The 19,594-nt window shown below is 68.7% G+C and carries 17 protein-coding genes and 1 pseudogene; 6 read left to right on the top strand and 12 right to left on the bottom strand.

What is annotated here, in order from left to right; translation table 11 throughout:
• Positions 1–116: 116 nt before the first annotated feature.
• Positions 117–1,334 (bottom strand): pre-mycofactocin synthase MftD, encoded by a 1,218-nt coding sequence (gene mftD / locus ACWF9G_RS17535; RefSeq protein WP_452516408.1) that lies wholly within the window; start codon positions 1,332–1,334, stop codon positions 117–119.
• Positions 1,331–2,035 carry a mycofactocin biosynthesis peptidyl-dipeptidase MftE gene (gene mftE, locus ACWF9G_RS17530; protein ID WP_452516406.1) on the bottom strand — a complete coding sequence of 235 codons (705 nt, stop codon included), beginning with the start codon at positions 2,033–2,035 and terminating at the stop codon, positions 1,331–1,333. The genes mftD and mftE overlap by 4 nt, the downstream gene beginning before the upstream one ends.
• Positions 2,036–2,099: 64 nt before the next feature.
• On the opposite strand from mftE, the gene mftR reads away from it, so the two are divergent.
• The 6 genes from mftR to ACWF9G_RS17500 all read left to right on the top strand — a co-directional run bounded on the left by mftR (position 2,100) and on the right by ACWF9G_RS17500 (position 7,483).
• Positions 2,100–2,699, top strand: a complete 600-nt coding sequence (gene mftR, locus ACWF9G_RS17525) for a mycofactocin system transcriptional regulator (protein WP_452516405.1) — start codon at positions 2,100–2,102, stop codon at positions 2,697–2,699.
• Between the two features lie 118 nt (positions 2,700–2,817).
• Complete coding sequence (locus ACWF9G_RS17520) at positions 2,818–3,723, top strand: STAS domain-containing protein (RefSeq protein ID WP_379033410.1); 906 nt, start codon at positions 2,818–2,820, stop codon at positions 3,721–3,723.
• A 10-nt stretch (positions 3,724–3,733) separates the two neighbouring features.
• Complete coding sequence (locus ACWF9G_RS17515; RefSeq protein WP_379033604.1) at positions 3,734–4,114, top strand: STAS domain-containing protein; 381 nt, start codon at positions 3,734–3,736, stop codon at positions 4,112–4,114.
• Positions 4,104–4,517 carry an ATP-binding protein gene (locus tag ACWF9G_RS17510; RefSeq protein WP_189024773.1) on the top strand — a complete coding sequence of 138 codons (414 nt, stop codon included), beginning with the start codon at positions 4,104–4,106 and terminating at the stop codon, positions 4,515–4,517. Before ACWF9G_RS17515 ends, ACWF9G_RS17510 begins: the two co-directional genes overlap by 11 nt.
• Positions 4,510–5,133, top strand: a complete 624-nt coding sequence (locus ACWF9G_RS17505; protein ID WP_189023053.1) for a PP2C family serine/threonine-protein phosphatase — start codon at positions 4,510–4,512, stop codon at positions 5,131–5,133. Before ACWF9G_RS17510 ends, ACWF9G_RS17505 begins: the two co-directional genes overlap by 8 nt.
• A gap of 10 nt (positions 5,134–5,143) precedes the next feature.
• The gene (locus ACWF9G_RS17500) at positions 5,144–7,483 is read left to right on the top strand and encodes a SpoIIE family protein phosphatase (RefSeq protein ID WP_452516403.1); all 2,340 of its coding nucleotides are present in this window, start codon (positions 5,144–5,146) and stop codon (positions 7,481–7,483) included.
• 469 nt (positions 7,484–7,952) lie between these two features.
• On the opposite strand, the gene ACWF9G_RS17495 is transcribed toward ACWF9G_RS17500, so the two are convergent.
• The 10 genes and pseudogenes from ACWF9G_RS17495 to ACWF9G_RS17450 all read right to left on the bottom strand — a co-directional run bounded on the left by ACWF9G_RS17495 (position 7,953) and on the right by ACWF9G_RS17450 (position 19,548).
• The gene (locus ACWF9G_RS17495; RefSeq protein WP_452516402.1) at positions 7,953–9,449 is read right to left on the bottom strand and encodes a flavin-containing monooxygenase; all 1,497 of its coding nucleotides are present in this window, start codon (positions 9,447–9,449) and stop codon (positions 7,953–7,955) included.
• Positions 9,446–10,939: a flavin-containing monooxygenase gene (locus tag ACWF9G_RS17490; protein WP_452516400.1), complete on the bottom strand. Its 1,494-nt coding sequence runs from the start codon at positions 10,937–10,939 to the stop codon at positions 9,446–9,448. Before ACWF9G_RS17490 ends, ACWF9G_RS17495 begins: the two co-directional genes overlap by 4 nt.
• A 9-nt stretch (positions 10,940–10,948) precedes the next feature.
• Positions 10,949–12,121 (bottom strand): hydroxymethylglutaryl-CoA synthase, encoded by a 1,173-nt coding sequence (locus tag ACWF9G_RS17485; protein ID WP_452516399.1) that lies wholly within the window; start codon positions 12,119–12,121, stop codon positions 10,949–10,951.
• Positions 12,118–13,176 carry a hydroxymethylglutaryl-CoA reductase gene (locus tag ACWF9G_RS17480; protein WP_379307066.1) on the bottom strand — a complete coding sequence of 353 codons (1,059 nt, stop codon included), beginning with the start codon at positions 13,174–13,176 and terminating at the stop codon, positions 12,118–12,120. Before ACWF9G_RS17480 ends, ACWF9G_RS17485 begins: the two co-directional genes overlap by 4 nt.
• The gene (gene fni / locus ACWF9G_RS17475; RefSeq protein ID WP_379307064.1) at positions 13,169–14,266 is read right to left on the bottom strand and encodes a type 2 isopentenyl-diphosphate Delta-isomerase; all 1,098 of its coding nucleotides are present in this window, start codon (positions 14,264–14,266) and stop codon (positions 13,169–13,171) included. Before fni ends, ACWF9G_RS17480 begins: the two co-directional genes overlap by 8 nt.
• On the bottom strand, positions 14,263–15,447 hold the full coding sequence (locus tag ACWF9G_RS17470) for a phosphomevalonate kinase (protein WP_452516397.1): 1,185 nt from the start codon (positions 15,445–15,447) through the stop codon (positions 14,263–14,265). Before ACWF9G_RS17470 ends, fni begins: the two co-directional genes overlap by 4 nt.
• 94 nt (positions 15,448–15,541) lie before the next feature.
• A pseudogene (gene mvaD / locus ACWF9G_RS17465) lies at positions 15,542–16,531 on the bottom strand (diphosphomevalonate decarboxylase); the annotation flags it as partial.
• 98 nt (positions 16,532–16,629) lie between these two features.
• Complete coding sequence (gene mvk, locus ACWF9G_RS17460) at positions 16,630–17,679, bottom strand: mevalonate kinase (RefSeq protein WP_452516395.1); 1,050 nt, start codon at positions 17,677–17,679, stop codon at positions 16,630–16,632.
• Positions 17,680–17,755: 76 nt separating this feature from the next.
• Complete coding sequence (locus ACWF9G_RS17455) at positions 17,756–18,565, bottom strand: methyltransferase family protein (RefSeq protein ID WP_379307058.1); 810 nt, start codon at positions 18,563–18,565, stop codon at positions 17,756–17,758.
• A complete protein-coding gene (locus ACWF9G_RS17450) occupies positions 18,556–19,548 on the bottom strand; it encodes a fatty acid desaturase (protein ID WP_379307056.1) in 993 nt (330 codons plus the stop codon). The genes ACWF9G_RS17455 and ACWF9G_RS17450 overlap by 10 nt, the downstream gene beginning before the upstream one ends.
• Positions 19,549–19,594: the final 46 nt, after the last annotated feature.

Genomic DNA, 19,594 nt, shown 5'->3' with positions numbered 1-19,594 from the left:
CCCTCAAGTCGGTACCGAACCCCGACGATCCTAGCGGCGCACCGTGACTCGCGTACCGTGATCGACTCCGGCGACGGACCCCGTCGTGGACGGGACCCGTCGCCAATAGACAAGTGCTACTGCTGGACGAGATCCGCTGTGCTGAGCGGTCGTTCGAGGTCGGCGGGCACGCCGAGGGCTCGTTCGAAACCGGCGGGCACGATGATGTCGCCGCGGTCGAGGTCGGCGATCGAGGTCTTGCGCAGGCCGAGCAGCGCGGAATCGATGCCGCCGCGCAGGATGTCGAGCACGTTCTCCACGCCGGCCTGCCCGTTGGCGGCCAGGCCCCACAGGTAGGCGCGGCCGATCAGCACCGCGCGAGCGCCCAGCGCCACGGCCTTGACGACGTCGCTGCCGCGGCGGATACCGCCGTCGAGCACGACCTCGATCTGGTCACCGACCGCGTCGGCGAGCACCGGCAGCGCCCGGATGGCGGCGGGGGTGCCGTCGAGGTTGTTGCCGCCGTGGTTGGACACCGAGATGCCCGCCACGCCCGCGTCGACCGCGCGCAGCGCGTCGTCGACCCGCATGACGCCCTTGAGCAGCACCGGACCGTCCCACTGCGCGCAGATCCAGGCGACGTCGTCCCAGTCGGGCGCCGGGGTCTGCATCCATTCGCCGTAGGCGCCGAAGAAGCCCGGCGCCGCGCCGCCGCCGACGGCCATGTTGGGTGCGGTCAGATCGGGGATGGAGCCCGAGCGCAGGTAGGTGGCGAGCCAGCGCGGGCGGGCCAGGGTCTGCGGCGCGAACTTCATCATGGTGCGCAGATTCAGCGATTCCGGGATGACCGGGCTGCCCCAGTCCCTGCCGTGCGAGAACGACCAGTCCAGGGTCAGGATGAGCCCGACCGCGCCTGCCGCCTTCGCCCTGGCCATCCGCTCGAGGATCTGGTCCTTGTTGCCACACCAGTACAGCTGGAACAGCGTGGACGGGTTGGCCGCGATCACCTCTTCGATCGGCTTGCTCGCGAACGAGCTCAGGCCCATGGCGATACCGCGCGCGGCGGCGGCCCTGGCGACGGCGACCTCACCGTCGGGGTGCACGGCCTGCACGCCCGTCGGCGAGATGAGCACCGGCATCGAGAGCTGCTGGCCGAGCACGGTGGTCGACTGGTCGCGCTCGCCGATCGGGCCCGCGCAGTGCGGGGCGAAGCCGAGTTCGGTGAAGGCGGTCTGGTTGTCCTCGATGGTCTGGCCCCGTTCGGAGCCCGCGATCAGCGCCCCGTACACCGATTTCGGCAGGCGCTTGCGGGCGCGGCGCTGCGCCTCGGCGACGGTCTCGAACCAGGGGTTCATCGAAGTGGTCCTTCCTCACGAGCCTGTGGCCACCATCGGCCCAGGTCTTCCAGTAGTGCGGTGGTGGCCGCGCGCAGCAGCGCGGCGCCTTCGTCGGCGCTCGACCCGGTGGGGTCGCCGAGAATTCCGTTGGGGCTCACGGCCCGGACGCCGCCCGCGCGCAGCAGCGGCAGCAGTTCGGTCAGCGGGCGCCGGTCCCCCGGTTCGGCCAGCTCGGCGCGCACGTGCTCCGGCGACAGCGCGAGCTGGATCGAGGTTTCGGTGCGGCCCGCGTGCGGGTCGCCGCCGTAGCCGGGTGCGAACAGCCGCACATCGCGCGACTCCGACCGCAGCAGCGCCACGGCGCGACGCAGCGCCTCGACATTGCCGCCGTGCCCGTTGACCAGCACGATCCGCGAGAAGGTGTCGGTGGCCGACCGGCACAGCTCGACGACCAGCAATTCCAGCGCGGCCTGCCCGATCGACAGGGTGCCCGCGAACCCGGCGTGCTCACCGCTGGCGCCGTAGGGAACAGCGGGCGCGACCACGACATCGGCCCGCTCGGCCGCGGCCAGGGCGCACACGGCGGCGGCGATATCGGTGTCGGTGGACAGGGGCAGGTGGGGGCCGTGCTGCTCGGTGGCGCCGAGCGGGATGACCAGGATCACGCCCGCGGCGGCACATGTGCCCGCCTCGGGCCATGTGAGGTGGGCCACGAACATGGTTCCGACATTAACGTCAGTCACTGACATAATCAAGAGCGCGCCGAGTCCCTAGTCTGTATCCATGTCAGCCCCGACACCGCGCGCTCATCGCGGTCGCCCACCGCGCACCACGCGCCGCGAACTCGAAGTCATCGCGATGAAGCTGTTCGCCGAGCACGGGTTCGACGACATCACCGTCGACCGCATCGCGGCCGAGGCCGGTGTCAGCGAACGCACCTTCTTCCGGTACTTCCCCAGCAAGGCCGAGGTGCTCTGGCACCAGTTCGACAATGAGGTCGCCGACCTGCGCGCCGCCTTCGCCGCGGTCCCCGACGACGAGCCGATGATGGCGGCCGTGCGCCGAATCGTGGTGGCGGCCAACAGATATCGCGCCGAGGACATCCCCGAGCTGCGCACCAGGATGCGCCTGGTCTCCGGTGTCCCCGCGCTTTCGGCCGGCGCCGGCGCGCACTACGACGCCTGGGAACGCGCGGTCGGCGAGTTCGCCGCGCGCCGGCTCGGCACCACCGCGGGCGACCTGGTCCCCCTGGCCGTCGGGCGCACCACGCTGGCCGCGGCGCGGGCCGCCTTCGACGCCTGGCTCGAACGCGGCGACGCCGATCTGACGGCCTATCTCGACCGCGCGCTGCGCGCCCTGGAGCGGGGGTTCGCCCCGGAGTAGCCCGCGTGCGGCGAACAACCCGCAGGTTTGGGCGGCATCAGGGATGGGGTATGAGTAGGCTCGGGTCAACGCGCGCTGTGCGCACCGACAATGTCCGTCGAAAGGGGCAGGAGTTTCCATGTCCGAGGTGTCCATGAGTCTTTCGGCGGATTCGCTGCCGGCACGCCCGGTAGACAACTTGCTGCCGCAATTGGTCGACCACCTCCGGCAGAACCGCACCGCCCTGCGTGAGGAATGGGCCCGGCGCATCACCGACGCCCAGCTGCTGACGGCGATGACCCCGGAGGAGATCTTCTCCGAGGCCACCTCGATCTTCGACAACTACGTCGAGGTGCTCGAGACCGGTAGCGTCGAGGCACTGCAGGCATACGCCCGCGATCTGTCCGAGCGCATCATTCCCCGAGGCGTCGAGACCGACGAAGTCCTCGGCATCGTGCTGCTGCTGCGCGACGTGCTGGCCCGCTCGCTGTTCTCCAAGTACCAGTCCAACTTCGAGCTGCTCAACCAGGTGCTCGACGCCTACGAGCCTGCCGCCAACCGCATCGCCAACACCGTGGGCGTGTCGTTCGTGCAGGAGCGCGAGCGCGTCATCCGCCAGCAGCAGGAAGCCATCCGCGAGCTGTCGACGCCGGTGCTGCAGGTGCGCGAACAGCTGCTCATCCTGCCCATCATCGGTGTGCTCGACTCCCAGCGCGCCCGCCAGCTGACCGAGCAGCTGCTGCGTGCCATCCGCGCCAATCGCGCCAAGGTCGTCGTCATCGACATCACCGGTGTCCCCGCGATCGACTCGGTGGTGGCCAACCACCTCGTGCAGACCGTCGACGCCTCGGGTCTGATGGGCGCCAACGTCATCATCACCGGTCTGTCCTCGGAGATCGCGCTCACGCTGGTCACCATCGGCCTGGATCTGTCCAAGATGAACGCCGTCGGTGACCTCCAGGGCGGTATCGAAGAAGCCGAGCGCCTGCTGGGCTACGAGGTCTCTCGGGTCACCGAGCGCGCCGGTGAGCGGGACGGGCGCTGATTCCCTCACCATGCCGGTACCTATTCTCAAACAGGGCACGTTCCTGATCGCTTCGGTGCAGTCGGCGTTGACCGATGCCGACACCGAGCGGTTGCAGGACGACCTGATGAAGCAGGTCAGTCGCTATCGCGCGACCGGCATCATCGTCGACGTCACCGCGATCGACGTCATGGACTCCTTCGCCGCGCGCTCGCTGCGCACCATCGCGCACATGACCCAGCTGCGCGGCGCGGAGACCGTCATCGTCGGTCTACAGCCCGAGGTCGCCTTCGCGATGGTGCAGCTAGGTCTGACCTTCGAGGACATGCACACCGCGCTGGATCTGGAAGAAGGCCTCGCCTGGCTGAACCGGCACCCGCGCCGACGAGACGGTCGCGACAGTGGCCGCTGAGCAGGTGGCGATCGCGGTCAAGGTGTCCGGTGACATCGTCATCGCCCGGCAGGCCGGACACGAACTGGCAGCAACACTCGGCTTCACCCTCACCGACCGCACCATGATCTCCACCGCCATCTCCGAAATCGCCCGCAACATCACCAGTTACGCGGGCAGCGGGGAGATTCGCTTGCTTGTCGACCTGCGCGAGGGCAGACGCGCGCTCGTCGTCCAGGCCGAGGACCAGGGTCCCGGCATCAGAGACATCCCTCGTGCACTGGAGGACGGTTACTCCACCGGCCGTGGCCTCGGCCTCGGCCTGCCCGGCGCACGCAGGCTGATGGACCGGCTCACCATCGATTCCGCCCCGGGTCGCGGGACGTTGATCGAGATGTGGAAGTGGGTACCCGACGGTGCATGAAGACGGGATTATCGGCCGCACGGAATGGTCGACGGCCGGTCGGGCACTGCCCGGCCAGGAAGTCTCCGGTGATCGTGCCGTCGTCCTCGACACCGGCGACGGTGGCGCGCTCTTCGGCGTGCTCGACGGGCTCGGGCACGGCGCCGCGGCGGCCGACGCGGCCGACCGCGCGATGGTCATCCTGTCCGACAACCGCGGCGAACCGCTGGACGTGCTGATGGTGCTGTGTCATCGCGCGATGGTCGAAACCCGCGGCGCCGCGGTCTCGTTGGCGCTGATGGGTCCCGGCGAGACGTTACAGTGGCTCGGTGTCGGCAATGTCGAGTCGCGACTGCTGACGCTGGGCCCGGCTGGTCCGGAACTCCGGGCGACCATGCTGCTGACCGGCGGCATCGTCGGTTACCGGTTGCCCTCGCATCTGCAACCGCAGACGCTGCCGATCCGCCCCGGTGACCTGCTGCTGATGGCGACCGACGGGATCGTCTCGGTCGGCCCCGAGTCGATCGACCTGGCCCGCCCCGCCACCGCGATCGCGGGCGATCTGCTCGCCCGCGACGCCAAGGACACCGACGACGCACTCGTGCTCGCGGCCCGCTTCCGCGGAGCCTGCCCGTGAAAGGTTGCCGATGACCGCTGGCCTGGCCGCATTTCTGGACGACTACTCGGCTGCGTTGCGCCGCCACGTCGCCGCGCCCGGCCAGGCGGGCCTGACCGAGGGGTACGACCTCGGCAGACGTGCCCTCGTCGAGGGCATCAGTTTGCTCGACCTCACCGAGAACCACTTCCGGGCGGTCGCGGAGTACACCGGCGCCGAGGGTGATCCGCGCAGCGCCGAGGTGGCGCTGGAATTCCTCCTGCAGACGATGGCCGCGCTCGACATCGCCACCCGCGGCTATCTCGACGGCACCCGCCGCTACGAACAGCAGCGCTCGCGGGCCGAGGATCTCGCCGGCCGCGACGCCTTCCGCACCGCGCTGGTGGAGTCGCTGCAGGACGGGTTCTTCGTCGCCGACTCCCAGGGCACCATCGTCGAGGTGAACTCCGCGTTCGGGGTGCTCACCGGGTACGGCGCCGACGACGTTCCGTACCGGCTGCCCCATCCGTGGGCGCTGTCGGACCAACCGGGCTATCCCCAGATCGGTACGGAGGCATCACGTTTCGTGATGCCGGTGCGTCACCGTGACGGCCGGGAGCGCTGGCTCGCGGTCAGCGCCAGCTCGCTGGTGAAGCAGGAGAACAACGAGCAGATCTTCGTCGGCACCGTGCGCGACGTCACCGCCGAGCACGATGCGCAAGCCCGTGATCAGGCGGCCTCGCGGCTGGCGACCGCGGTGGGCGCGGCGACGAGCATGGTGGAGGTGCTCGCGGTCGGGCTCGACGAGTTGCGCCGGACGATGGGCGCGCAGACGGCGCTCGTGGCGGTGTGGCCGAGCCGGACCGGGCAGCCGGACGTGTATTCCTGCGGCGAGCCGCCGTTCCCCGAGCCCACCGCCACCGAAAGTATCGAGGGCACACCGCGATTCGTCGCCGCTCCCGTCTCGGACCCCACGCGGCGGGTCACCCTCGACGAGGAGGTGCGGACGCTGCTCGATCGCTCGCGCAGGCAGCCCGCGCGCGGCCTCTCGGCCATCACCGGCGAGGAAGGCGGCGTCGACGCCGTGATCGCGCCGCTCGGCGAGACCGGCGATGCCGCGCTGTGGGTGCGCTTCGGCGCCCCGCGCGCGATCAGCGCGGCCGACTGGGCGCTGTATTCACTACTGGTCGGACATCTCAGCGTCGCGCTGCAGCGTGCCCGCAACTTCGACCAGGCCCGCGCCACCTCACTCACCCTGCAGCGCGCGATGCTCGGCCCGATCGAGCTGCCACCGCGCTTCTCGGTGCACTACGAGCCCGCGCTGCCGCCGCTCGAGATCGGCGGCGACTGGTACGACGTGGTGCCGTTGCGGGACGGCACCATCGGTGTCGTCGTCGGCGACTGCGTCGGCCGTGGCCTGTCGGCCGCGGTGGTGATGGGCCAATTGCGGACGGCGGCACGGGCTCTGCTGCTGCGCGGCGCCGGGCCCGCCCAGCTGCTTGCCGAGCTCGACGCCGTCGCCGCCCGGATCCCCGGCGCCATGTGCACCACGGTGTGCGCGGCCGTGCTCGATCCGGAGCGCGGCATGGTCCGCTACTCCAATGCCGGCCATATGCCCCCTGTCCTCGCGCCGCCCGGCGGACCGGGCCGGGTCCTCGAGGGCGGACGGGCCGTGCCACTGGCCACGTTCGACACCCCGCGCAGGCCGGAGGCCACCACGGCGCTGCCGCCGGGCGCGACCCTGGTGCTGTTCACCGACGGGCTCGTCGAGCAACGTGGGTACGACATCGAAGAGGGCTTCGTCAAGATCGCCGGCGTGCTCAGCGAGACCGGCGGCGCACTCCCCCGTGACGTCGCCGACGCCGTGCTGTCCCGGTTGTGTCCGCCCGCGGGCTACGACGACGACGTCGCGATGGTCGTCTACCGGCAGCCGCCCGAGCCGCTGCGCCTCGACATCCCCGCTGCCGCATCGGAATTGACGGGCCTGCGGCGCAACCTCTACCGCTGGTTCGCGACCGCCGCCGTCCCGCACGACCTGGCCGCCGACCTGGTCGCCGCCGCCAACGAGGCGTGCAGCAACAGTGTCGAACACGCCTACCGCGACACCGAGCCCGGCCGCGTCACGCTCACCGCGACGTGCGAAGGCGACCGCGTGGTCATCGAGGTCACCGACTCGGGCCGCTGGATTCCCACCCCGACCGATCCCGGTTATCGCGGCCGCGGTGTGGAGATGATGCGGGTACTGACCGAAGATCTGGAATTCAGTCATGACGAGAACGGCACCCGGGTCCGCATGTGGGTGACCCTGCCGTCGATAACATTTCCGACGGCAAATCCCCTGCGTGGGTCAACGCGGGCACCCGAACAGTCACCCAACAATACGTTCCGATAACAGCCGGTCTTCTTACCGTGCCGAAGAGGAAAGCCGGTCACGACGGCATTCCGCGACCGTGGCCGAGTCGGCACTCATCACAAATACCTGCCCTGACCAGGTCATTCGGCAGAGTTTCACGATTTCGTTAGCAAACCTCACCATCCTTGAACGCGTGAATCCACGTTTGCTACGGTGTGAACGCGATTCCACACCATCCCGGTGTGACCCAGAAATTCCAGCGATCTCCCCGCAATCTGAATTGCAGAGTTTCGCCAGTCTCTACCGCTTCGAAGAAGTCGACATATATGCGTCGATTTCATGCACGCCTGCGGGTCGATCATCCGAATGAAAGGAGATTCTCATGTTCTCTGCTTTTCTCGGTGACCTCCTCGATGTAGTCGTGACGTTGATCGAAACGCTGTCCGCCATCACCGAGTAACCCAGCACTGCCCCCGGGACGGCCCGCGCCGTCCCGGGGGCAGCTGTGTCAGGAGTTCGCCGCGGCCTGCTCGCTGTGCGTGGTCGTCTCGTAGGCCTCGACATCGAAGGAGCGCAGCATCCGATGGAATCGGAAGCTGAAGTCCGGCCACAGGCGGGAATGCTCGCCTCGTTCGTCGACGAACCAACTGGTGCAGTCGCCGTTCCAGACGGTTCCCGCGAACTTGGTCTGCAGGTCCCGGTTGTAGTCGGCCTGTGCCTGTTCGCGGACTTCCACGGTCCGCAGGCCCTGCGCGTCCATCGTCCTGATCGCATCGACGATGTAGTTGATCTGCGATTCGATGGTGAACACCGCCGAGGTGTAGCTCAAGGCGGCGTTCGGGCCGATCATCAGGAACAGATTCGGGAAGTTCGCGATCGTGGTGCCTTTGTACGCACTGAGACCGTCGGCACCGAACACCTCCGCCAGCGTGCGCCCGTCGCGGCCGCTGATCAGGTCGTAGGTCGGCGAGTCGGTGATCCGGAAACCCGTCGCCAGCACGATCGCGTCGATCTCGCGTTCGGTGCCGTCGTTCGCGACGATCGACTGCTCCCTGATCTCCTCGATGCCGTCGGTCACGACCTCGACATTGTCGCGCGCCAGCGCCGGGTAGTACTCGTTCGAGATCAGCATCCGCTTGCAGCCCAACCGGTAGCCCGGGGTGAGCTTGCGCCGCAGCGCCGCGTCCCGGATCACCCACCACAGCTTCAGGCGCGCGCCGAAGGCGAAGAAGTCGGCCAGCGGCGGGTATTTCGACTGCCAGAGCACGAAGGACTCACGCAGCCAGTAGACCCCGGCGCGGGCCACCCGTTGCGCTCCAGGGACATGCCGGTAGGCGAGGCGTTCCAGCAGGGTGTACCGGTGGCCGAACCGCGGCAGCACCCAGGGCGCACTGCGCTGGTACAGGTCGAGCCTGCCGACCTCGCCCGCGATCGACGGCACGATCTGGATGGCCGAGGCGCCGGTACCGACGACCGCGACCCGCTTACCGGCCAGATCGACGTCGTGATCCCACCGCGCGGAATGGAACAGCGCACCGCGAAACCTGGTGATGCCCTTGATGTCCGGCAACTTCGGCGCGCTCAGCGGACCCGCCGCCGACACGGTGACATCGGCGGTGAACGCCCCTTTGCCGGTCTGGATTTCCCAGCGTGCCGTCGCGCTGTTCCAGCGCGCGTCGGTGACCTCGCAGTCGAGCACAATCGCCTCGCGCACCCCCGCGCGGTCGACGACGTCCTGCACATACTGCTGGATCTGCGGCTGTGTCGAGAACGAGTGCGTCCAGTTCGGATTCGGCGCGAACGAATACGAATAGAGCTGGGACGGGACATCGCAGCCCGCACCGGGATAGGTGTTGTCCCGCCAGGTACCACCGATGTCACTCGCGCGCTCGAACACGACGAAGTCGGTGATCCCGAGCCGGCGCAGCCGCATGGCCACGCCGAGCCCGGCGAACCCGGCCCCGATGATCGCCACCCGCACATGGCGGCGGGGAATCTCGGTCACGACGTCTTCGCCGTGGTTTCGTAGGCCTCGATGTCGAACGCGCGCACCAGTTTCCGGTACCGGAAGCTGAAGTCCGGCCAGAGCGCGGAGTTGTTGCCGTGCTTGTCGAGGAACCAGCTGGTGCAGCCGCCGGTGACCCACACGGTGCGGGCCATCTTGGGCGCGAGCCCACGGTTGTATTCGTGCTGCGCGTCCAGCTTCACCTCGAACGACTGCAGGTTTCGCTGCTGCATCGTGGTCACCGCGTCGACGATGTAGTTGATCTGGGATTCGATGACGTAGATCAGCGAGGTGTAGTTCAGCCCGGAGTTGGCGCCGAGCATGAAGAACATGTTGGGAAAGTTGGCGACCGTGGTGCCCTTGTACATCTGGTAGCCCTCGGCGTCGGCCGCCTCCGACACCGTCCTGCCGTCCCGACCGGTGTAGAGGTTGAACGTCGGCGAATCGGCGACGTGGAAGCCCGTGGCCAGCACGATGGCGTCGACTTCACGCTCGGTGCCGTCCTCGGACACGATCGAGCGCTCGCGCACCTCGGCGATGCCGTCGGTGACGAGATCGACGTTGTCGCGGTCGAGCGCGCCGTAGAACTTGTTCGACACCAGCATGCGCTTACAGCCGATGCGGTGGTCGGGCAGCACCTTGCGCCGCTTCTCCGGGTCCCGGATCTCGAGCCACATCTTCGCCCGCCCGACCGCTTCCAGCAGCAGGCCGGTCCACGGGAACTTCACCTGGGTCACGACGAATGTTTCGCGGGCGATGTAGATCAGCGCCCTGATCATTCGTTGCAGGCCGGGAACGTGCTTGAAGGCAAAGCGCTCCGGCGCCAGGTAGGGCCGGTTCAGCTGCGGCATCACCCATGTCGCGGTGCGCTGGTACACATCGAGTCGCTCGACCTGCGGCGCGATCGACGGGACGATCTGCACCGCGGAGGAGCCGGTGCCGATGACGGCGACCTTCTTGCCGGCCAGGCTCGCGTCGTGGTTCCAGCGCGCCGAGTGGAAGATCTCGCCCTCGAAGCTCGAGATCCCCTTGATATCGGGCAGATTCGGCTCGGCGAGCACGCCCGCCGCCGACACCACGAAGTCGGCGGTGAAGGCACCGTTGCTGGTGTCGACCTCCCACCGGCCGTCGGCATCGATCCAGCGCGCGGCGGTCATCGTGGTGTCGAACAGGTGCTTGTCGCGCACGCCGTAGCGGTCGGCCACCTGCCGCAGGTACTGCTCGATCTCGGCTTGCGGCGAGAACGAGCGGGACCAGTTCGGGTTGAGCGCGAACGAATACGAGTAGAGGTGGGACGGCACGTCGCAGCCCGCCCCCGGATAGGTGTTGTCACGCCAGGTACCGCCCACGTCGGCGCCACGTTCGATGACAAGATAGTCGGTCAGGCCCCGCTGGCTCAGCCGGATGGCCGTGCCGAGGCCGGACAGTCCGCTGCCGATGATCAGGACCTGGATGTGCCGCCGGGACTCCGACGTGCCGTTACTGCTCATGTGGAGACCTCAGCGAGATTCGTAGATACGTTTGTGGCCGGAGACGGCGGCCAGCCGGTAGGGGCGGCGGGTTTCCTCCGGCATGGCGTGGTACGCGCCGTCGCTCGGTGAGGTGGCCTCGTGCAGCCGCAGGTAGTGGTCATAGTCCAGCAGCTCACGCGAGCTGATCGCCGCCCGGTTCGCCTCGGTCCGCAGATGCTCGCGGTAGCCGGGCTGCACTGTGCCGCTGAAGAATTCGGCAACGCTGCCCGATCCGTAGCTGATCATGGCCAGTGCGCGGTCGGTCAGATCGTCCGCGTGGTCGAGCAGCGATGCCAGGCCGAGGTAGAGCGAGGCGGTGTAGCTGTTGCCGACCGTGCGGTTGTAGTGGGTGGTGTCGCCGATCGCGGCCTCGATCTCGGCGGCGTCGGCGGTGTGGCCCTGGCTCTCGAGCAGGTGGCGGTGCGCCTTGTAGGCCATCTTGGTGAAGGGCTGGTGGTAGCAGAACGCGGCGAACTCCGACAGGTCGCGCCCGCCCTGGCGGCGGTAGTCGGTCCACGCCTCCTGGGCGGCCTTCTGGTAGGCGTTGACCGAGGTCTTGCCGTCGACGATGGCGGCGGTCCGGTAGTTGGGGCGCCAGAAGTCCATGATGTCGGCGCTGTAGAGCCCGGACTGCGGGTCCAGTCGCAGGATGGCCGGATTCGCGCTGACGAGCATCGCGACGGCGGCCGCGCCCTGGGTCGGTTCACCCGGGGTGTCGAGCTCGTACTTGGCGATGTCGGCGGCGATGACCAGCACCCGCTGCGACGGGTCGCGCGCGATCAGGCCCGCGGCGAACTGCAGGCCCGCCGTGCCGCCGTAGCACGCCTGCTTGAGCTCGACCACGCGCGCGGCGTTGGGCAGCCCGATCAGCGAATGCAGGTACAGCGCAGCGGCTTTGGACTGATCGACACCGGTCTCGGTGGCCAGCAGCACGGTGCGGATGTTGTCGGTGCCGTGCCGCTCGATGATCGGCTGCGCGGCGGCCGCGGCGATGGTGACGATGTCCTCGTCGGCCGCGGCGACGCTCATCTTCTCCTGGCCGATGCCGAGGTAGAACTTGTCGCGATCCACCCCGAGCCTTTCGGCGAGGACGGCGTGGTCGAGGGCGTAGTGGGTGGTGGCGAACGACAGGTCGTGGATGCCGACCGGAGTTGTAGTCATAGCTGTGTTCCGTTGCTCGTGGTTGACCGCTCGAATTGGGTATGGGCGCGCATCAATTCACCGCGATTGGTCTGTGCGGCCATCAGCGACAGCTCGCCGCACAGCACGGTCGCCGCGGCGATGACGGCGAGGCGGCGGGCGTTCTCGCCGGGCTCGCGGTCCTCGCGGCAGCCGAGGCGCTCGAGGTTCTCGTCCACGAAGCTCGCGTGTTTGCCGTTGCCGACGGTGCCGACGATGAGGTTGGGCAGCGTGCACGAGAAGTACAGGTCACCGTCGCGGTCCTCGGCGTGCGTGACGCCCTGGGAACCTTCGACGATATTGGCCGCGTCCTGCCCGGTGGCGAGGTAGAACGCCAGCAGCATGTTGGCGTAATGCGCGTTGGCGGAACGGATTCCGCCCGCCAGCAGCGTGCCGATCAGGTTCTTGCGGATATTGAGTTCCACTACCTGGCGGGCGGTGGTGTGCAGGCGCTGGGTCACCACGTCGCGGGGGATCAGCAGTTCGGTGACGACGTTCTTGCCGCGGCCGAGGATCCCGTTGACCGCGGTGGCCTTCTTGTCGGTGCAGTAGTTGCCCGAGATCGAGCCGTAGCGCACGCCGGAGACCGTGGTCAGGATGTGGTCCATCAGGTGATCGCTGGCCAGAGTGGCCATGTTGTGACCCGACGCGTCCCCGGTGCTGAACTCGAACCGCAGGAACAGCAGGTTGCCGTTGATCTGGTGGTGCAGGTCGATCAGGCGGGCGAAGCGGCTGCTGCCGGTGACGACCTCCTGCAACTCGGCGAAGCGATCCTTCAGCTGGCGCACCGCGGTGAGCGCGGTGTAGGCGTCGTCGGCTTCGAGCAGGATCGAACGGGTCATCCGCTCGTCGATGAGCGTCGAGACGATGCCGCGCTCGGTGAGGGTGGAGATCCGCGCGCCGCGCCCGACCGAGGGCCACAGGGGCGTTTCGTAGGTGGCAAGGGGAACGTCGACGGCATCGTCGACCACATTGCCCGTGATGCGCAAGGGCCCCACCCACTGCAGCGGGACCGCTGCGTACGACATGTCATTCATGGATGACTCCTCCTCGGTCGTTCGATTCGTGCCACCAGGGACTCCGGTGGGCAAGTGCTGCCACGTCGATGCCGCGCAGTGCGCAGAAGGTCGCCACGTCCCCGGTGATCAGCAGGTCGCAGCCGGCCAGCTCGGCCGGGGTGCGGGCGCCGAGCACGGTCAGGATCTGGCGCAGCTGGTCGAGCCAGGTGCGGATCTGCGTGACGAGCGCGTCGGTGTCCTGGCGCACGATCGTGTCCAGGAACGCGCCGGCCACACCGGTCGCGTCGGCGCCGAGCGCCAGCGCGCGGGCGATGTCGAGTGGTGAGCGGATGCCGCCGGACGCGGCGATATCGATCCCGGCGATCCCGGCGCAGTCCAGCAGACAGGTGGGGGTCGACTGGCCCCAGCTCTCGATGAAGGCGAAGTCGGCGGCCGGGCGCCGCTCGTTCTCGATGCGGGCGAAGTTGGTGCCGCCGCGGCCGCCGACATCGGCCACCGACACACCGGCGTCGCGCAGCCACGTGACGGTCTGCCTGCTGAGGCCGAACCCGACTTCCTTGACGATCACCGGAACCGGGACGTTGGCCGTGATGTGCTCGATCTGGCGAGGCCACGATCCGAAGGACCGGTCGCCCTCGGGCATGACGACTTCCTGCACGGCGTTGAGGTGGATCTGCAGCGCGTCGGCCTCGAGCAGGTCGATCGCCCGCAGCACCTGATCCAGCGAGGCCGTCGCGTTGACGTTGGCCATGACGAATCCGTGCGGGTTCTCCTGGCGCAGCACGCGATAGGTGCCGGCGACAGCGGGGTCGCGGAAGTAGGCGCTCATCGAGCCGGTCGCGATGGGGATGCCGGTTTCGCGGGCGGCGATGGCCAGTTTGCGGTTGATCTCGCCGGTGTTGGCGCTGCCGCCGGTCATTGCGTTGACGTAGAGCGGTGTGTCCCACCGCTTTCCGGCGACATCGACGGCCAGCGACACCTCGTCGCTGTCGATGCCCGCCAGCGCGTGGTGGACGAAGGTGACGCAGTCGAAGTCGTTGGCGCCGGTGTCGGCGCGGCGCTGGTTCACCGCGTGGCGAACGTGGTCGTCTTTGCGATCGGCGATCATGCGGTGTCCCCTTCGAACGGATGGGTCCGCAACGGCAACGGGCGGATACCGGCGGCGATCCACCGGCCGGTGAGTTCGGCCATCGCGGCCGTGCGGGTGTGGTCGACGAGCGCGATGCCGCAGTCGCCGCCGCCCGCGCCGGACGGTTTGGCCGCGGCGCCGACGGCGGCGCCCGCCGCGCACAGCGCGTGCAGGCGTTGCGTCATGATGCCGAGACCGGAGGTCTCGTCGAGGTCGAGCAGAAGGTTACGCGCGCAGTCGATCTCGCTGCCGATCGCGGCGGAGTCGTCGGCTTCGATCGCGGCCAGCAAGCGCTGCACGCAGTCGTTGCTGCGCGCGTTGAACGTCGCCCGGTCACCCGGCGTGCGCGTGGCCGCGCCGAGCCCTGCGACCAATGCCGGTGTGGAGGCCGGGTTGCCGGTCCAGCCGACCTGCAAGGTGAGTCCGGTCGGCGTTGGCAGCGGGCGCACGGACAACCCGGGCCACGGTGCACGCAACGCGGCGTCGATGCCATCGGCGGCGAGGTCGGCGACGACCGCGCGATCGGGGGAACCGTAGGCGAGCCAGCCGCCCCAGGTGCTCACCGCCACATCGCCGCCGGAGGCACGCGGGTTGACCGCGATCGTGGCCAGCATGGCCAGCCGGTACCGCTGCATCGTCGTGAGCTCGAGCTCGTGGAACTGCCCGAGGGCGGCGATGGTGGCTACCGTCACGGCCGCGCTGGAGCCGAGACCGTACTTGCGGCCGTCGGCATCGCCGAGGTCGGCCACGACGTCCACTTCGCAAGGGCGGGAACCGATTCCACGCTCGGTGAGCAACCGATCGATGACCGACGCGGCGGCGAAAACATAAGCGAATGCTGCGGGCACACCGGCATCGGGCGTCAATGGGACCAACCGGTCACCGTCGCGGCCACAGGCCAGCGTCACGCCACCGTCCAGGTCCGACCGCAGCGTCACAACCACCCCGGAGACCGCGCCGGTCACCGCGGCAGACGCCTCATGCACGCCAACGGACGCGCCGATCGCTGTGCCGAATTCCCCTGGCACCCCGGCAGTCGCGTCGGTGACCGTGGCGGTGGCGTAGCGGTCGACGGCGGTGAGTACGGCCAGATGCCCGGGCTCGACGACGGCGTACTCACCTGCGATGAATAGTTTCCCTGGTGCGCGACAACTGATCACAGGCCCGTCGCCACCGGTGCTCCCGGGACGACCTGCGCGGCCGGTCGGGGATCGTTGACTGTCCGCAGTCAGGGTCCCGGATAGATCTCCGCTACTACTCACCGTCGCCGCCCGTCGTCAGCCGTGCGCCCGGACCGATGTGCGCGGTCCGGGTGGTGACGAACTCGCCGAGGCCCTCGATCGTGGCGGCCACCAGGGGCGCGTCGGCGCGGGTGCACAGCACCTTCACGTTGGGCCCCGCGTCGATGGTCGCGTAGGCGACGATGCCATCGGCGCGCAGCGCGAGCACCGCGTCCAGGATCGCGAGCGAGTGCGGGGACAGGTAGCGAATGCCCGGTCGCGCCGTCAGCATGGTGGCGTGCATCCCGAGGGCATTGCGCTCGGCGATCTCACCGATCGCGGAAAGATCCTGGCGGGCAACGGCTGTGCGCATGTCCGCGAGATCGAGCACCGAGGATTCGGCCCACGGCTGGTAGAACGGCGAGGTCTCGGTGGTCTGGCGCATGGCGACGCGGCTCGACACCGCCTTCGCACCCGCTTCGACGACGGCCACAACGAGCGCCGGGTCGAGTTCGTCGCCGCCGATCGGCTCGGCGTAGGAGCTCAGATCGCCCGCGTCGCCGTCCCCCTCGCCCGCGTGCCAGACGACGAAGCCGCCGAAGATGGAGCGGGAGGCCGAACCGGAGCCGCGGCGGGCCAGGCGGGAGAGGGCGCGGCCGTCCAGGTCGAGTCCGTAGGCCGCGGCCGCGGCGGTGGCCAGTGCGGCGAATCCGCTCGCCGAGGAGGCCAGGCCGGCACCGGTCGGGCCCGCGTTGGCGGTCACCACCGCGGCGCGTTCGGTGCGGCCCGCCTTGGCGCGGACCAGGTCGAGGAACTTCTCGACGCGGGCGAGCGCGGTGCCGGTGGCGGCGGTGTCGTTGAGCTCGACGGTGTCGGCCGGTCCGTCGATCAGCCGGACCGACGTCGTGGTCGGGAAGATGTCCAGTGTCATCGACAGGCTCCCCGTGACGGGGAGGAACAGGGTTTCGTCGCGCTTGCCCCAGTACTTCACCAGGGCGATGTTCGGGTAGGCGAGGGCGACGGCCTCGCCGTCGCGGACACGATCCTCGGGCCGCTCGGACGCTAGGGGTACTGCAGGTACAACGGGTACTGCAGGTACTACGGGTACTGCGGAGGAAAATGTCATCGGTGTGTATCGAGTTCCGGTCTCGAGGAGGATAGGGACAGGGAGGCCGTACGCAGGCTCGCGGTGCCGACCGTCCAGGTCTGCACGGCACCGGCCCGGCGCAGCGCGGCACTCACCGCGAGTGCGCCGCCGGTCTCGGTGAGCGCGAGGACACAGCCGCCGAGGCCGGCGCCGGTCAGCTTCGCGCCGAACGCGCCCGCGTCGAGCGCCGCGGTGACGAGGGTGTCGATATGCGGTGTGCTGACACCGAGTTCGGCGAGCAGACCCTGGAATTCGAGCATCGTCGTGCCCAGCGACTCGGCACGCCCGGCCGACAGGTCGGCCGTCGCGGAACCGATCAGGTCGGCGGCCCTGGCCAGCAGTCGCTCCGCGGCGCGCGGATCGCGCTCCAGGGTGCGGCGCACCCCGGCCACCGCGTGCTGGGTGGAGCCGGGCACGCCGGTGTCGGCGATCACCAGGGCCGCGTCCAGGCCGATGTCCATCGGACGGGCCGTGCCCTGATGGAACAGGATCGGGCCGTTGGCCAGGACGGCGCTGGCGTCGATGCCGCTGGCCCGGCCGTGCGCGACCTGCTCGCCGCACTGCACGAGTTCGTAGAGCGTGCCGGGATCGACGGTGCGGCCGTACAGGTCGGCGACCGCGCGCACCGCCGCGCCCGCGCAGGCGGCACTGGAACCGAGGCCACGGGCCAGCGGAATATCGCACTCGACAACGACATCGACGATGTCGCCGTCGAATCCCCACCGCCGCAACGCCTCCTCGACCGCGACACGGGGCCCGGACGCGGTGGTCACCGTGTGTGGATCACCCGCGAGGAACCGGAAACCACCCTCGGCGGGCACATCCGATTGCACACCGGCATCGCCGGGACAGGCGAGGGCGCGCACCGGCAGCGCGGGCAGCGGAAACGCGATGGCGGGAGTGCCGTGGACGACGGTGTGCTCGCCGAGCAGGATCGCCTTGGCATAGGAATGGCCGACGCCGGGAACGGGGCCCGCGCCGGTGGAGTTGTGTCTGATGCGCTCTCGAACAGGATGACCGTTCACGTCGATTCCTCTCCCGAACTCGGGCGGGGTCCGCCCGGCGCGTCCCCGAACGGGAAACACGCCGGGCGGCACGCCTTTACGGCTGCCGAGTCGATCGGCCGAAGATGCGGAGCACGGACGGGAAGAAGGCGGGAACCTGCGCGGCATAGGCGCGGTAGGACGCGCCGAAGCGCGCGATCAGGTCGCGTTCCTCCAGATAGGTGCCCAGCAGGATGTAACCGGTCAACCCGAGTGCCCACACCAGGTGCCCGACGGTGAACGTGCTGGCGAACCAGAACGAGACCAGCAGGCCGGTCATCAGCGGATGGCGCACGAGGCGGTAGACCCCGTTCACCTGCAGCCGGTCGACGGTCGCGTCGGGAACCTGGATGACGTACTCGCGGTAAGCCTGGCTGATGCCGAGCAGGTGGAAGTGGTTCAGCAGCAGCGTCGCCGCGTAGACGAGCACGAACCCGAGCCAGAACCCGGCGTCGAGCACCAGTCCCGCGGTGCCATCGGCCGACCAGATCACCGCCGGAATCGGCTGCCAGGCCAGCATGATCACCCACATGACCAGGCACACCATCACGATGTAGACGGTCCGCTCCAGCGCTTCGGGCACCCAGCGGGTGACGAAGGCCTTGAACGAGGGCCTGGCCATGCCCGAGTGCTGCAGGCCGAACAGCGCCAGCAGTCCCACGTCGATGACGATCGCCGGGACGGTCGACAGGTGCGGGCCCTTGTCGATCGTCTTCGGCAGGAACCAGCCGCCGGCGAACAGCAGCATCAGCGGGACGGTGATGCCCGCGACGCCGTAGACGGCGAAGGAGAACAGGAACGGGACGAGCCGCGAACGGCTCGTCAGCACGTCCCGCGCCTGGGTCGGTGTCGGTGTGATCAGATCCATGCGAACCACGGCAGGTACCGCGAACGCACGGTCCCCTCTTCGATGCGCTGCTCCAGCCTGGCCTTCCACTTGGTGCCGTAACCCTCGTTGAGGAAGCCGCCGGGCCAGAACAGGCGCCAGCCCGACTGCGCGACCATCCAGTAGGGGACGATGACGCCGGGGTTGACATCACGCATGTAGTCGAGCTTGTCCGGAATCTGGCTCCAGTGGATACCGGGGTAGCGGTGGTGCACGCTGTGGTAGCCCTGGTTGAAGATCAGGAAGTTCAGGATGTTGCCCGCGTTGTTGAGCGAGGTGCTCGGGTCGTCCTCGAAGCCCTTGGCAGGCGCGTGGCTCAACCAGGCGAAGTAGCCCGCGTTGACCTGGGTGATCAGGAACGGCACCCAATAGAACAGCACGAAGCGATCGAAATCGACCAGATACCAGACGGTTCCGATGACCACCGCGTACAGCGCCATGTCGAGCAGGAACTGCTGGCGCGTCTTGCGGCGGCGCGGCGCCGGGTCGGCCGCGAAGATGGTCCGCATCGTGTGGATCTTGACGATGACGCCGTAGCGGACCCAGTACCAGATGGCGCCGAGGCCCTTCTCCATCCCGGCGGTCGAGGTGACGTCACCTGGCCCGTCGTTGAACCGGTGATGGTTGAGGACGTGGACCTCGCGCATCTCGGCCGCGGTCAGGTTGCCGGGCAGACAGCACAGGAAGTCGACGACCCGGTTCGGGAACTTCGACACGAACAGCGGCCGGTGGGTGTGCATGTGCATCACGCCGATGGTCAGCGAGAGGTTCAGCAGCGACAGCACGATGATCAGCGGCACCGCGATGTACCAGTTCGTGGCGAACGGCACGAACAGGCCGAGGGCAAGCATGCCGATCCACAGCGCGATGTGCATCAGCGGGCCGACGTTCGAGGCGTGCTCGAGCTTGAGCACGCGCTTGCTGAACGGGGTGTGCTCCGGCGCGACGGGCGTTTCGGTGCTCATAGGGGAGCTCCTTCGCTAGTGGTGTCCAGGACGGTGAGCGCGGTTC

The sequence above is a fragment of the Nocardia sp. NPDC055029 genome, from assembly GCF_053608525.1.
The sequence above is the reverse complement of the archived record's forward strand: the minus strand, read 5'-3'. Positions and strand labels throughout refer to the sequence as shown.